The following is a 15190-nucleotide window of genomic DNA, read 5'->3' on the forward strand; positions in this document are numbered from 1 at the left end:
TAGATTTGGAAAAATATATTAGACAATTAAATTTTATATTCGGATTTTTTTATCTGTTTCTGATTTCTTCCATATGATCGATACGTTTTTGGATTAAGCTTTCAGTTCCAACGTCTCTTCTATGGTAAACATTTCCTTTTACTAAACCGCAAGCTTCTTCAGCTATTTTTTCAGCTTCAGCTATGGTTTTTCCTTGAGCAACGATTCCTAAAGCTCTTGAGCCAGATAAGCGGATTCCATCATCCTCTTGGCTTACAGCTGCATAGAATACTTTAGCGCCAAGTGCTTCAATAGCTTCCTCATCCACTTCAATGATTTCTCCAGCATGAGGAGTGTCTGGGTATCCATCTGGTACGATGTATTTGCATACGGAAGCTAAGTCTTCGAATTCAACTTCTCCAAGTTTTCCATCAACGATAGCTTGACATACATCAACCATTGGAGTCTTTAAAAGTGGAAGCACATTCATTGCTTCAGGGTCTCCAAATCTTGCATTGTATTCAATGAGTTTTGGACCTTCATTGGATAACATGAATTGACCATAAAGGATTCCTTTGTACGGAGTGGTTTCCTTAGCTATTGCCTTTAAGGTTTCTTTCATAATGTCAACAGATTCATCATAGTCTTCCTGAGTGAGGAATGGCAATAATCCACCTACATCAGAGTAGGAACCCATTCCACCAGTGATTAATCCTTGGTCATTTTCAAAAGCGTGAGGGTGGTCTTGTGCTGCTGGCATTGGAGCTAAGTTTTCTCCATCACAGAATGCTTGGATTGTAAATTCTTCACCAACAACCTTTTCTTCTATGATTACTTGTGCAAATCCACCCATTGCATTGTCCATAACTTCTTTTGCATATAATTTTGCATCTTGATTGTCTTTAAGGTGGTCTCCTACAATCTTTACACCTTTACCTCCAGTCAATCCTACAGGTTTTACTACAACTTCCTTTTCATATTCATCTAAAAATGCGCTGATGTCTTCGAAGTTGTCAAATACCTTGTAGGTTAAGGATCCTTTGATGTCATACTTTTCAAATAGGTTTCTCATAAATGACTTGTCAGTTTCAATTCTTGCAGATTCTTGTGCTGGTCCAACACAAGGGACTCCAACTGCTTCCAAAGCATTTACAATTCCTTTTCCAAGAGGAGCTTCAGGTCCGATGACAGCTAATTCGATTTCGTTTTCCTTTGCGAATTTAGCAACTTCATCAACTTCACCTTCATCTCCCTTTTTAAAGGTGGAAATTTTGCTTATTCCAGGATTGTTCTTGCTCATGTAAGCATATAATTCTACATCATCTTTTAATGCATCACAGATTGCATGTTCTCTTGCACCGGTTCCAACAACTAATACTTTCATTTTTAATCTCCCATTTTAGAGTTTTAATAATTTGGAATTAAGATTATTTTCTTGCTTTTCATTTAGAAAATATTCATTAATAATTTAGATTATTTCCTTGCTTTACTTTAGAAAATATTCATTAATAATTATTATGTATGTGATTATATATTAAGTTTCAATTTTAATATGTTAATATTTATATCTATCTTAGGATATATATTATTACATTACAAATCAAAAGGCAAAATAAATAATGCTTGATTTTTCTAGAAAAGTTTATTTGCCATTAAGTGAAATGTTAATTTACATTTTAAAAATAATTGATTTATCATATTTTTCCATTTAAGTGAAATGTTGATTTGCATTTTAAAATAATTGATTTATCAAACTTATTGAAATTATTAAATTAAAAGGACGGTTGAAAATGAGAGGCGGAGACGCTATAATAAAAGCTTTAATGGACAAAGGTGTTGACACCATATTCGGGTATCCTGGCGGTACCGTCATTCCATTCTATGACATGTTATATGACTCAGACTTAAGGCATATACTTGTTAGACATGAACAATGCGCAGCACATGCTGCAGAAGGTTATGCAAGAGCTTCTGGTAAAGTTGGTGTCTGTTTAGCTACTTCTGGCCCTGGTGCAACCAATTTAGTTACAGGTATTGCAAACGCATATATGGATTCATCTCCACTACTTGCAATTACCGGACAGGTAGTCAGTAATTTAATTGGTAATGATGCTTTTCAGGAAGTGGATATTTTAGGTATTACAAAGCCTATAACAAAGCATTCATACCAGCCAAAAGATGCTAATGACATTCCAAGCATTATAAATACCAGTTTTGAGATTGCTTCAACAGGCAGAAACGGACCTGTTTTAATTGATGTTCCTAAAGAAGTGCAAGAGCAAGAATTAGATGAATATGTATTGGGAACAATTCCTACTCCTGGTTATAAGCCTACTGTGAAAGGTAATAATAAACAGATTGCAAAAGCAGCAGAAATGCTTAAAAATGCAGAAAGGCCATTTATCTTAGCAGGTGGAGGTACAATATTAGCTGGAGCTTCAGAGGAAGTTAAAAAACTTGCAGACTTAATTAAGGCTCCTGTAGCCACAACCTTAATGGGTAAAGCCATAATTGATGAAGAGGATGACTTCTCTATAGGCATGCTGGGTATGCATGGAAAACAGGTTGCTAATCAAAACGTAAATAAAACTGATTGCCTACTTGCAGTTGGTTGCAGATTCTCTGATAGAACAACTGGTAAATTAGAGGAATTCCTCCCAGATGCTAAAGTGATTCACATTGATATTGATCCTGCTGAAATTGGTAAAAATGTAGCTGTAGACTTGCCGATTGTAGGTGATGCAAAGATTGTATTGAATCAGTTGATTAATGACTTGGAAGGTTCTAAAATTGATGAGAGTGCTTGGTTCAATTCTATTGTAGACTTTAAGAAATCTACAATACCAAGAGTAAGCTATACTGATATTCCTTTAAAGCCTCAGCAAGTTATCAAAGAAATCGCTGGTGCCATTACAGAAGATACAATCGTAACCACTGATGTAGGTCTTCACCAAATGTGGGCTGCACATTTCCTTGACATTTCAAAACCTCGCAAGTTCATTTCTTCAGGTGGTCTTGGAACTATGGGATTCGGTTTCCCTGCAGCTATTGGTGCTAAAGTGGCATGTCCTGATGATGCGGTACTTGCTATTGTAGGTGATGGAGGATTCCTAATGGTTTGCCAAGAACTTACTACAATCAAGGAAAATGACATTCCTGTAGTTATTGCTATGTTAAACAACAGAAAATTAGGTATGGTTTACCAATGGCAGAACAAGATGTATGATAAGAGATACTCTGAAACTGATTTGGGAACTACTCCTGACTTTGTTAAATTAGCAGAAAGCTTTGGAATCAATGCAGAAAGAGTTGAAGAAGTTGATAAGACTCAAGAAGCCTTATCCAAAGCATTGAAAGATAATGAATCCATTCTTTTAGAAATAACAGTTGAAAAGGATGAGTTTATACCTATGTTCCCACCAGGTGGAGGCATAAACGAGCTTCTTGGTGAGTACAAATATGAAAAAGACGTCCAAGGAGGAAAATAAAATGAGCGAAAAATCTCATGTTATTAGTACTTTAGTTGAACACAAGCCAGGTGTACTTCAGAATGTTGCAGGTTTATTGAATAGGCGTGGATTCAATATTGACAGCATTACTGTAGGGGCATCTGAAGTTGAAGGCTTAGCAAGAATGGTCTTTGTTATACAAGGGGATGAAAAGGTCTTGGAACAAGTAATTAAACAATTGCACAAGCTTGTTGATGTTGTAAAAATCAAGGACCTTGATCCGGATTATGTATTAAAAAGAGAGCTTTGTTTAGTTAAAGTTAAGACAACTAAGGAAAAATCAAGATCTGAGATTATAGAATATGCAGACATATTCAAAGCTAAAATCATTGATGTATTGGATGATACCATTACAATGGAAGTCACTGGCCATCCAGATAAGATTGATTCTTTCTTAAGATTGCTTAAGCCATTTGGAATTAAAAAGATAGCTCGTACTGGTCCTACTGCAATTGCAAGAGGACATCATTAATCCACGCTTTACGCCCAAGCTTTTCCGCCCCTTCGGGGTGCAAAACCTTGACCAAAAATCTTTTCATTAGTTATATGGGTTTAAAGTATGAGGGTTATTATTGGGAATTTATTTAATTTCCATTTCTTTTTTTATTTTTTTTTTAAAATCAAATCAAAATTTTTTAGATTTTTTAAAACTCTTTTTTTCTTTTTTTTTTTAAAAATAGTTGTTGAATAAGGTTTATTTCTTTTTTTTTTCTGATTTTTTTTTTATAAATAGTTTATGTAAAAGAATAATTTCTTTTACTTTTTAATGTTTTATGTTTTTTTTACTTTTTTTTTTATTCATTATGCCCATAGAGATCTTGGGATATTCTTTTGAATCTTCTTATGAAGAATTTTGCCCAAATGTATCCAAATGTTCCACCTAGGAAACAGCCGAATATCACTCCAGAATAAATTCCAACAAGTTCCCATCCAAATATGAAGCAGAAAATGTATGCACATAGTGTTTCTAAAATAAGGGACCTGAGAAGGGTAATGATAAGTGAGTAAGTTCCTTTACCAACTCCTTGGAACATCATTGATGACATCATTCCGTGAGGCACACATATATTGAAAAAGCTTAAGACACTAATGGCTGTTGCAATTTCAGGTGCCAAAGAGGAACTTGCACTTGTATAACTGAATGCAGTTGCTATCTGATTGGAGAATATGACCATCAATGCTGAAATGATTATGGCTATTATCAATCCTATTTTAATGGAATAACTATGTCCTATTTGAAGATTCTTATAGTTATGGGCTCCATATGCAACACCGGCTACAGTAAGAACTGCTGTTCCAATACCAATCAATGGGATAATACCTAATTGTATAATTCTTAAAGAAGATGTATAGACTGCTACAGCACTTGTTCCAGCAACTATCACAAGCATGGAATTGATCAAGATTCCAAGAGCTGAAAATATGACATTTTCCAAGGTTGAAGGGATAGACACTTCAAAGATTTCAAGGAGTATTTTAGTTTTATATTTGAAGTTTTTCGGTGTCAAGTCAAGGAAAAGGTCTTTTTTACCCCAAATCCAATAGCTCATCACAAGGACTGATACAGTACATGATATAATGGTTGCCCAAGCTGCTCCCGCCATTCCAAGGTTAAGATAATAGATGAATATTGGATCTAAAATAATGTTTAATATTGCAGTAACAGCAATGGCTAGTGTAGCTCTTCTCATATCTCCTTCAGATCTGAAGATTGCTGATAAAACCCCTGAAAAAACAAAAATAAACAAGAATCCAAAAATGATGTAACCATAGCTTGAAGCATAACTTATTGATTCTCCTGCTCCCATAATTTCAAGAATAGGGACCATCAATACAATCATCACTACTGTAAATATTGCAGATACAACTATAGAAAGTAAGATTGCATGCAATCCTGCATTATTTGCTTCCTGGTAATTTTGACTTCCGATGCTTCTTGCAATGAGTGAGTTTGCTCCTGCACCGATTCCTCCTCCAAGTCCTACTAAAACCATAAAGAGAGGAGTGATAAATCCTATTGCAGCTAATGCATCTGCACCAAGTCCTGCTACCCATATGCTGTCTGCAAGGTTATATAAAGTAATTAATAGCATGGAAAGCATCATAGGGAGGCTAAGTTTTCTAATAGCCCTTTTAGGGTCTCCGGTAATAATTTCAATATTCTTGTTTGTTTCTTTGGTTTCTGACATTATCATTCTCCAAATTAAGGGTTTTGTTTATTAATTTTTATACACTATTTATATATTCTTTCTTTATATTTAAAATCTCTTAATTAAATAAAGTTTAGAATTGGGTTAATTGGCATTTTATTGACAAATTTTAAAGAGCAGAAAATAATGTATATTAATAAATTTTAGCAAAAACAGTTTTTTAAAGTAAAAAAAAATAAAACAAAAAGAATGTTTAAGAATAAGATTAGTTTAAATCAATAAAGAAAAGAAAAGGTTTCAGTAATGGGGTAGTTTTAATCAAAAAATTTAAGAAAAGAATATTTCAGTAATAATATTAGTTTAAATCAAAAAATAAAAGAAAAATAAAAAACAGCAATGCTATTTTTTAAATTATTTAAATTGGCCTATTTGGCTCCTGTATTTTCATATCTATCCTTGGATAAGATTTGGAACTTATCGATAAAGAGTTTAGACCAAATGAATCCAACTGTTCCTCCAAGGAAACAGCCTAATATTATACCTGCATAAATTCCAATAAGTCCGAATCCCAATACGAATCCAAATAGATATGCCAATATGGATTCAAATGCAAGTGATCTAAGAAGTGTGACCTTAAGGGCTTTAGGACCTTTTCCAACTCCTTGGAACATCATGGAAGACATGATACCATGAGGTATTGCAACTACAAAGAGACTTAATATTCTAATTGAATATGCTATTTGAGGACCAAGGCTTGCACTTGCACTTGTATAGCTGAATATTGAAGCGATTTGGTTGCAGAAAACAATCATTAGGATAGCAAGAACGATAGAGATTATAAATCCTTGCTTTACTGCATAATTGTACCCTGTCTTTAGGTTTTTATAGTTGTGGGCTCCATATGCAACTCCAGATATTGTAAGCAATGCTGTACCGATTCCCATCATTGGAATCATACACATTTGAACAATTCTCATTGCTGCAGTATAAGCAGCTACTGCATCTGTTCCGCTTACCATAACAAGCATAGTATTGACTATAACTGCAAGGGTTGAAAATATTATGTTCTCAAGAGTTGAAGATAAGTCAAGGGATAGGTCTTTTTTTATCCAAATCCAATATGACATAATGAGGATGGATACTGCAGAAGAGATAACAGTTGCCCATGCAGCTCCCTCTATTCCAAGGTTAAGGTAATAGATGAATATTGGATCTAAGATGATATTGAGTATGGAAGTTGCGGCAATTGGTATGACTGCCCTTTTCATGTCTCCTTCAGATCGGAACACTGCAGACAAAACTGCAGAGAATACAAATACGATTAGAAATCCAAAAACAATGTTTCCATATCTGTAAGCGTATGACATGGTTTTTCCTGCTCCCCTTGCAATAAGGATAGGCTTCATTGCCAAAAGCATAAGGATTGTAAACACTATTGATACGATGATGGAAAGCACTATTCCATGCAATCCTGCATTGTTGGCTTTAGCAGGGTCTTCCCCACCGATGTATCTTGCAATAAGGGAATTAGCTCCTGCACCGATACCATGCCCAAGGCCTATAAGCACCATAAACAAAGGTGTGATAAAACCGATAGCAGCTAATGCATCTGAGCCAAGTCCTGCTACCCATATGCTGTCTGCAAGGTTATACATCATTATCAAAACCATAGAAAGCATCATAGGTATACTGAGCTTTCGTATAGCAACTTTCGGATCTCCTGTAATGATTTCAATATTCTTGTTTTTATCTTTATTATCGAACATACTCCTCCCTAACCTAAAATCTAATGATTTGAACTTCTTTAAATATGTAACCTAATTAATTATTAATTAAATTAATTAAGTTTATATACAATATAATTTTATTCATGTTAAATAAATAAAGTTTTCTAAATGACTTTTCAATTTGATTCAAGATTTAAAATTAGTGAATGGAATTTCTAGATAATCAAGATATTTAAGAAATCTTCTGTTGGAAATGGTTTATGGCCCATAGAATTTTGCTTTGGAATTCTTTTTTAAAATATCAGTATTGATAAGTTTTATAAACTATTAAATCAAAATATATAAATATTATATTTAATATTGGTGAATTGGCTGAATATAAAATGGCTAATTTATCTATTGGATATATTGATTTATCGCTTTAAAATCAAGGCAATGAATCATTAACTATTAAATTTATAAAATTATTAAAAAATTTAAAGGAGTCTTTAAAATGAAAATGTATTATGATGACGATGTTGACGCAGAAGTAGTTGCAGATAAGACTATTGCTGTAATTGGATACGGAAGTCAAGGACGTGGTCAATCTAGAAATATGGCTGACAGTGGATTAAATGTTATTGTCGGTCTTAGAGAAGGAGGTTCATCCTGGCAAAAAGCTGTAGATGATGGAATGAATGTAAAAACTATTGAAGAAGCTGCTGAAGCTGCTGACATCATCCACATATTATTACCTGATGAAACCCAAGAAAAAGTTTACAAAGAACAAATCGCTCCTTATGTTGAAGCTGGAAACACTATTTCATTCTCTCACGGTTACAACATTCACTTTGGATTAATCCAACCTGGAGAAGATGTAAACATTGTAATGTTTGCACCTAAAGGACCTGGTTCAAGAGTTAGAACCACTTACTTAGATGGTTTCGGTATTCCTGGACTTGTCGCTATTGAACAAGACGCTACTGGAGACGCATTACAAATTGCATTAGGTATGGCAAAAGCTGTAGGTCTTACTAGAGCTGGTGTAATTGAAACCACTTTCCAAGAAGAAACTGAAACTGACTTATTCGGTGAACAAGCTGTATTATGTGGTGGACTCAGTGCACTCATCAAAGCAGGATTTGAAACTTTAGTTGAAGCAGGATACCAACCTGAAATCGCTTACTTTGAAACCTGTCACGAAGTAAAGCTCATTGTAGATGACATCTACGAAAACGGTATGGATGGAATGTGGCACGATGTAAGTAACACTGCTGAATACGGTGGATTAACTAGAGGTAATAGGATCATTACCGATGCAACCAAAGCAGAAATGAAAGCAATCTTAGGAGAAATCCAAGACGGCACATTCAAAAAACAATTTGCAGATGAAAACGCAACTGATGCAGCAAACTTAAAAGAAATGAGAGCTGCTGAAGAAAAAGAAGACATCGAAATTGTTGGTAAAAGATTAAGAATTGCTTGTGGATTACAAAAAGAAGAATAAGTTAATTTAACTTATTTTCTTTACTTTTTCTTTTTTTTAGGGACTGTTCTAAACTTAAATATTCAAAATTAAAGTTACTTTTTCTTTTTTTTTTAGGGACTGTTCTAAACTTTAAAATTCAGAAATAAAATTTTTTATTTTTTCCTACATTTTAAAAACAAATTAAAAATTTTTTCACTTATTTTGTTTAAATTTTTTCTATTTATATTAAATTTAAATATCATATTTCACTTATTTTGTTTAAATATCTATGTTTGTGGATTATTTTAATAAGGTTTTCTACAGACCCGAAAATTATATATGTCTTTATAGATATAAAGTACTTACATATATAATGTAAAAATTATAATCTTATTATTAATGCTAATCTATTAATAATGCCTTGGGGAAAATAATTTTGGGGGAAAACAATGAAAAATTATAAACGTGGAATTATCAGTATGAGCATTATTTTAATGCTTTCATTGATATGCCTTAATTCCACATTTGCTTTTGAAATAAATGATGATTTGAATCTTCCTGATGGGAACATTAATGATGATTTGAATCTTCAAAACGAAGATGATCTGTTATCTGAGGATGCTAAAACATTTGCAATGTTAAATGAAGACATCAATGGAAATTCTGATGAGGAAATTAATTTAACCAGCGACTATACTTTTAACAACCAAACTGATAAGCAAGATGTTGGACTGCTTATTAGAGGAATTACCATTTCACGTAAGCTGACAATTAACGGTAATGGTCACACATTGGATGGTTCTGATGTTGCAAGATTTTTCCTAATTACAGACAGTAGCTTAAATGTTGTATTTAAAGATCTTATTTTTATAAATGGACATGCACACGATGGTGGTGCAATATCCGGTAATTCTATTTCTTATAATTGCACTTTCATCAATAACCGTGCACAATTTTTCGGTGGAGCCATATATAAGGGGTCTGCTGTAAACTGTACCTTTGAAGGCAATAACGCAAGTGAAGGTGGTGCAATTTACGTTAACACCAATCATGCAGTTATTGAAGACTGTACCTTTGAATGGAATATTGCAGATGAATCTGGTGGAGCCATATCTATCGACTCAACAGTGAACACCACTTTAGCAAACTGTACTTTTCACAAGAACCGTGCAAAAACAGGTGGTGCAATATCCTTGTCTTATTCAAGGTATGCCTCCATTTCAAATTCCACTTTCAATGAAAACAACGTTACAGAAAATGGTGGTGCCATCTATTCTGATTTCGCTGTCAATTGTCTGATTGACAATTGTGGCTTTGAAGGTAATCAGACGCTATTGAATGGTGGTGCATTTGCATGGGTCTACAGCTATGGAAATATTACAAACAATAATTTTAAACGCAATAAAGCAACAGGAAATGGTGGTGCATTATTCATCAATATAGCCAATACCACCACTATGGTCCATAATCAGGTGCTTTCAAATTGTAACTTCACAAGTAACCATGCAACCGGAGACGGTGGTGCAATCTATAACAATGACTTTTACATAATCCGTGATGCGTTTTTTTATTTTGAGAATAATGGTGCAGAAGGAAACGGTGGTGCAATATACTGTAAGGATTCCTGTAAAATATCAAATTTCACATTCATTGATAATCGTGCAGGGGAAAACGGTGGTGCAGTATATTGTCATGACTATTGTAACTTCTCCTATTCAACCTTCACCGACAATCATGTAGAGGAAACGGTGGTGCAGTTTATGCCAATGATAATTCTTCTTTCTATAGTGTTGACTTTGAGAATAATTTCGCACATGTAGGTGGTGCAGTTTACTGTAATGGTGGTGGTTTCATATCAAAAGGTAATTTCACCAACAATTCCGCTTATGATGCCGGTGCAGTCTATTCCAATGCTAATTCTGATTTCTATAATTTAAAATTCCATAACAACACTGCCGAAAACGATGGTGGTGCTGTTGTATGTCATAGGGAGTGTGATTTTTCCGATACAGAGTTCATAGGCAATTTTGCTCATCGAGGTTCTGCCATTTATGATAATGACCCTTTTATGTACATTAGTGATTCTACCTTCTTTCTTAATAAGGCAAATCCTAATTATGAATTAATAAATGAATATTTAACAGCAAATCTTGCTTTTTCAGGTTACAATAATTATTTAAATGCCATTTATTCCTGGTTTGATGTTAGTTTTGAGAATGTTGTTTATTGGAATGGTACAATCACAAACACAGACATTGCGCCTCCTGTTCATCATTCCAACCCTGGACAGAATTTAACCATTGAAATCTATGATTCTGATAATAATCTGATTGATAGCTTCAATCAATTAACCGATAATGAAGGAAACCTCATTTTAGACTATTCCTATTTGGATGTTGGAAACTACACTATTAAAATCAGTCACGATGATGACGATTACTACACTGGATTTAATGAGAGTTTTGATGTAACAATCGGAGAATTTGCAAAGTTAGAACGCATATTGCATTTTGCAAGTGAAAACAGTACAATAAATCTTACACAAAACTACACTTATTCCATTGGATATGATACCATTGATTCTTTACATATACGCTATTCCAATCTAACAATTAATGGTAATGGCTATACCATCAATCCATTGAATCAATCATTTGGAATATTCATGTCTCATTTGAATGATATCACCATTCATGACTGTAATTTTGAAGGTGAAATATACTTAAATGGTATGGAAATCACAGGTTTTGACATAATCAATTGTACCTTTACAAATGTCTCTACAGCTATTGAATGCCAATTTTCAAAGGACATTCATATTGTAGGTTGTGATTTTTGCAATAACAGTCCTGAAGGAAAATGTTGCTTTATGCAAACTTCAACAAAATGAAAATATAATTATTGAAGATTGTAATTTCACAAACAATCATGCTTATTTTGGATCAGTTAACTTAATTGACAATAATGAAACCTTAATTTCCAGGTGTATTTTCTTTAACAATAGTGCTGATTCCGGTGGGGCAGTAAATGGAAACTTGGTTAATCATACCAGAATAATCAATTCCAGATTCTTCAATAATTCTGCAGAGTATGGGGGAGCAATTTCACTTACAGGAAATAATTTCACTGTAGACAATTCTATATTTGAAAACAATTTCGCTGACCACGGTGCAGCGATCTATTGTCCTGATGAAGATATTCTCATGTCCAATTCAAAATTCTTAAATAATAAGGCATCATCATATGTCCGTGGAGAAATAACTGATGATTCACAGATTATCATTACATTATTGGGTGGAAACGAGTATATAAATGCAATTTCCGCAGCTTCTGGCATAAGATTCAACAATGTCATCTATTGGAATGGTACAGTTGCAAATACTGATCTGATGCCTCCTAGATATAATACAAATCCTGGACAAAATGTCACTTTGGAATTCTATGACGAGGATGGCAATCTGGTTGAAAACATTACTTTGGTAACTGATGGCCAAAGTAAGGTCTATTATGCCACATACAATTTGGATAGCGGAAAATATTCATATAAGGCATATCATATGGATGATGAGTACTACACATATTCCGGCTTTGTAAATGGAAGCTTTGAGGTTAACTCTTCTCCAAGTTCCGTCACCATCAATATTTATGATGGGGCAGAATTTAATTATCTGGATTGTAACATCTCATTTGATATAGTCAACAAGACTGTTCCAATAGTTGTCATAACCAGTATGGATGGAAGTCAGGTTTATATTAATCAAACAGTTGATGAGGATTATTTCGTTGTGGAATTGGAACCTAATGATGATTATTACAATATCACTGTTTATAATTCTCCAACCATTGATTATTCAAAAAGTCAGGATTCTAAATTATTCAAAATATTGAAGTTAAATTCCTCTATTGTCATCAATCCAATTCCTGATGTGGCCTATGGTGATGAGTTTAACATTACATTTGATGGTGAAAATCTCACAACAGTCAATGTTACAATCTTTGATAGCAATAACACTATTGTATGGTCTCAAAATACCACAAACAAATCTGTAACTGTTCCTGTTTTACCTGAAGGTACATATCAAGTAACTTTAATCAATTATGGGGATAACATTCACAAAGAGAGCAGCGATTCAACCATTTTCAATATTGTCGATTTATATAATGATGTTCTTGTCAGTGTTGATGATGTTGTTTTTGGTGAGGATGTTGTGATTAATGTTTTTGCTGAGGTTGATGGTGATTATTCTGTTGATGTCAATGGCACTGTTTTGTCAGTTAATGTTTCTGGTGGTAAGGGCAGGGTTAGTTTGTCTTTGCCTGTTGGTGCTTATTATGCTAATGCAACCTTTGATAATGATGATTATTCCTCTGTTATTACAAATGCGACATTTAACGTTACTCCAGCTTCTAATAATGTTATTGTAAGTGTTGATGATGTTGTTTTTGGTGAGGATGTTGTGATTAATGTTTTTGCTGATGTTGATGGTATTTATTCTGTTGATGTCAATGGCACTGTTTTGTCAGTTAATGTTTCTGGTGGTAAGGGCAGGGTTAGTTTGTCTTTGCCTGTTGGTGCTTATTATGCAAATGCAACCTTTGATAATGGAAATTACAGTTCTGCCATTACCAATGCAACATTCAATGTCATTAAATGTGGCACTGTTTTAGTTGCTAATAATACTACAGTAGGTCATGGTTCAGGTCAATTGTCAGCTATTTTGGCTGCTGGAGACACTCCTCTTGAAGGAAAGACAATTAAGGTCAATGTCGGAACTATAGATGTTGCTCCAGTTACTGGTGCTGATGGTCTTGTACTTATTGATTTAAGCAGTTTGGTTGTAGGTAATTACACTGCATACATTGTATTTGACGGTGATGATGAATATGACGGTGCAAGTATTGAGGTTACCGTTTCCGTTGTCAATAACAAAAGGGCTGCCAAGGATCTTCAGGATTTAATTGATAATGCTGAAGTTGGGTCAGTTATTGATTTAGGTAACTATGAGTATGAAAATGTTTCAAATGTAAACATTACCAAAAGCATTATCCTCAAGGGTGATGATACCATCATTACTGGACTTGGTGATGGAAGCCCTATGTTCAACATCATTCCTAAATCTAAGAATGGGCCTAATGAGCTAAACATCACAAATATCTCATTTAAGCTGAATAATGGAGATATTGTCTTTAAGGCTATAGCAGATAATGATACAAACGTCTATTTAATTGATGTGGCAAGCATCAATATAAAAGGAAACACATTTTCTGCAATTGACGATGATGTAATTCCTGAATCTGCCACAATATTATTGCTTGAGTCTGAAAGAGGCATTCTATCACCTACTGGCACAATAAACATTTCTGCAAACACAATCGATGCAGGTGTAAAGCCATTTAAATTCCATGTTACTGAAATAGCCTCTGGTGGTGATGTCCACATTCTTCCTCAAAACATCACTCCTCCAAGAAAAGCAACTGTAATAGAATATCATGACATGAACACAACAACAGTTGATGAGAGTGCAGATGGCAGAATAGGCGAATACTTCAAAGTGACTCTTAAGGATTCAGAAGGCAATGCATTGGCGACTAAAGATGTTCAAATAGGATTCAATGGAGTTGTATACGATGTAAAAACCGATGAAGAGGGTGTAGCTCAACTTCAAATCAACCTTAAATATAAAGGAGCATACACCTTTGCAATATGCTTCTTAGGTGATGGAGACTACAATGCATCATTTGTAGTTGCAAAAATCACTGTCAAAGAGCAAACTCCTAGATTGACCGTTCCTGACAAATCCTATGCTGCAAGCGACAATACTAAAACATTAACCGCAACATTCAAATCTGAAAATGGAGGTCTAATCGCTAATAAATGGATCACTTTCACAGTCAATGGCAAAACCTACAAAACAAAAACTGATGGGAATGGTGTTGCCAGTGTTAATGTAAGTCTAAACAAAAAAGGAACATACAGTTTCACAGCAAAATACGGTGGAGACAGTACATATGTTGCAATCAGCAAAACTGCAAATTTAATCATTAAATAATTTTTTATTTCAAATTTATTATTTATGGTTTGTTTTAAAATTAAAAATTTAATATTTATTTCAAATTTATTATTTATAGTTTCAAAACTGAAAATTTAATTATTAAATAATTTTTTAATTCAAATTTATTATCTGTGGTTTGATTTAAATTTAAAAATTAAAGAGTTATTTCAAATTTATCATTGTAATTTAATTCAAAATTAAAAATTAAAGAGTTATTTCAAATTTATCATTGTAATTTAATTCAAAATTAACATTAAATATTTAAATTCAAAATTAACATTAAATATTCAATTAAAACAACAAAAATGTTTTTAAAAGATAAAGA

General features: G+C 33.6%; 9 protein-coding genes. 6 read left to right on the top strand and 3 right to left on the bottom strand.

What is annotated here, in order from left to right; all coding sequences use genetic code 11:
- Window positions 1-49: 49 nt before the first annotated feature.
- Window positions 50-1363 (bottom strand): phosphoribosylamine--glycine ligase, encoded by a 1314-nt coding sequence (purD, locus tag QZV12_RS00535; protein ID WP_295615569.1) that lies wholly within the window; start codon window positions 1361-1363, stop codon window positions 50-52.
- A gap of 406 nt (window positions 1364-1769) precedes the next feature.
- On the opposite strand from purD, the gene QZV12_RS00540 reads away from it, so the two are divergent.
- The gene (locus QZV12_RS00540) at window positions 1770-3467 is read left to right on the top strand and encodes an acetolactate synthase large subunit (protein ID WP_295615571.1); all 1698 of its coding nucleotides are present in this window, start codon (window positions 1770-1772) and stop codon (window positions 3465-3467) included.
- A 1-nt stretch (window position 3468) separates the two neighbouring features.
- Window positions 3469-3960: an acetolactate synthase small subunit gene (gene ilvN / locus QZV12_RS00545; RefSeq protein ID WP_295615573.1), complete on the top strand. Its 492-nt coding sequence runs from the start codon at window positions 3469-3471 to the stop codon at window positions 3958-3960.
- A gap of 322 nt (window positions 3961-4282) precedes the next feature.
- Here the strand turns inward: ilvN and QZV12_RS00550 are convergent, their stop codons facing one another.
- Together QZV12_RS00550 and QZV12_RS00555 are read right to left on the bottom strand one after the other, a co-directional pair.
- Complete coding sequence (locus tag QZV12_RS00550) at window positions 4283-5680, bottom strand: MATE family efflux transporter (RefSeq protein WP_394350711.1); 1398 nt, start codon at window positions 5678-5680, stop codon at window positions 4283-4285.
- A gap of 383 nt (window positions 5681-6063) precedes the next feature.
- Window positions 6064-7404, bottom strand: coding sequence for an MATE family efflux transporter (locus QZV12_RS00555; protein WP_295615577.1), 1341 nt, complete (start codon window positions 7402-7404; stop codon window positions 6064-6066).
- A gap of 454 nt (window positions 7405-7858) precedes the next feature.
- Between QZV12_RS00555 and ilvC the strand changes: the two genes are divergently transcribed.
- The 4 genes from ilvC to QZV12_RS00575 all read left to right on the top strand — a co-directional run bounded on the left by ilvC (window position 7859) and on the right by QZV12_RS00575 (window position 14862).
- Window positions 7859-8851, top strand: coding sequence for a ketol-acid reductoisomerase (gene ilvC, locus QZV12_RS00560; RefSeq protein WP_295615579.1), 993 nt, complete (start codon window positions 7859-7861; stop codon window positions 8849-8851).
- 410 nt (window positions 8852-9261) lie between these two features.
- Window positions 9262-10632, top strand: a complete 1371-nt coding sequence (locus tag QZV12_RS00565; RefSeq protein WP_295615581.1) for a right-handed parallel beta-helix repeat-containing protein — start codon at window positions 9262-9264, stop codon at window positions 10630-10632.
- A gap of 248 nt (window positions 10633-10880) precedes the next feature.
- On the top strand, window positions 10881-11702 hold the full coding sequence (locus QZV12_RS00570) for a hypothetical protein (RefSeq protein WP_295615583.1): 822 nt from the start codon (window positions 10881-10883) through the stop codon (window positions 11700-11702).
- Window positions 11641-14862, top strand: a complete 3222-nt coding sequence (locus QZV12_RS00575; protein ID WP_295615585.1) for an Ig-like domain-containing protein — start codon at window positions 11641-11643, stop codon at window positions 14860-14862. The genes QZV12_RS00570 and QZV12_RS00575 overlap by 62 nt, the downstream gene beginning before the upstream one ends.
- Window positions 14863-15190: the final 328 nt, after the last annotated feature.

Source organism: uncultured Methanobrevibacter sp. (assembly GCF_902769175.1).
Classification (GTDB): domain Archaea; phylum Methanobacteriota; class Methanobacteria; order Methanobacteriales; family Methanobacteriaceae; genus Methanobrevibacter.

Excerpts from the sequence above, each read along its gene's own strand:
- purD (WP_295615569.1), bottom strand. The coding sequence starts at position 1,363 with ATGAAAGTATTAGTTGTTGGAACCGGTGCAAGAGAACATGCAATCTGT.
- QZV12_RS00540 (WP_295615571.1), top strand. The coding sequence starts at position 1,770 with ATGAGAGGCGGAGACGCTATAATAAAAGCTTTAATGGACAAAGGTGTT.
- ilvN (WP_295615573.1), top strand. The coding sequence starts at position 3,469 with ATGAGCGAAAAATCTCATGTTATTAGTACTTTAGTTGAACACAAGCCA.
- QZV12_RS00555 (WP_295615577.1), bottom strand. The coding sequence starts at position 7,404 with ATGTTCGATAATAAAGATAAAAACAAGAATATTGAAATCATTACAGGA.
- ilvC (WP_295615579.1), top strand. The coding sequence starts at position 7,859 with ATGAAAATGTATTATGATGACGATGTTGACGCAGAAGTAGTTGCAGAT.
- QZV12_RS00565 (WP_295615581.1), top strand. The coding sequence starts at position 9,262 with ATGAAAAATTATAAACGTGGAATTATCAGTATGAGCATTATTTTAATG.
- QZV12_RS00570 (WP_295615583.1), top strand. The coding sequence starts at position 10,881 with ATGTACATTAGTGATTCTACCTTCTTTCTTAATAAGGCAAATCCTAAT.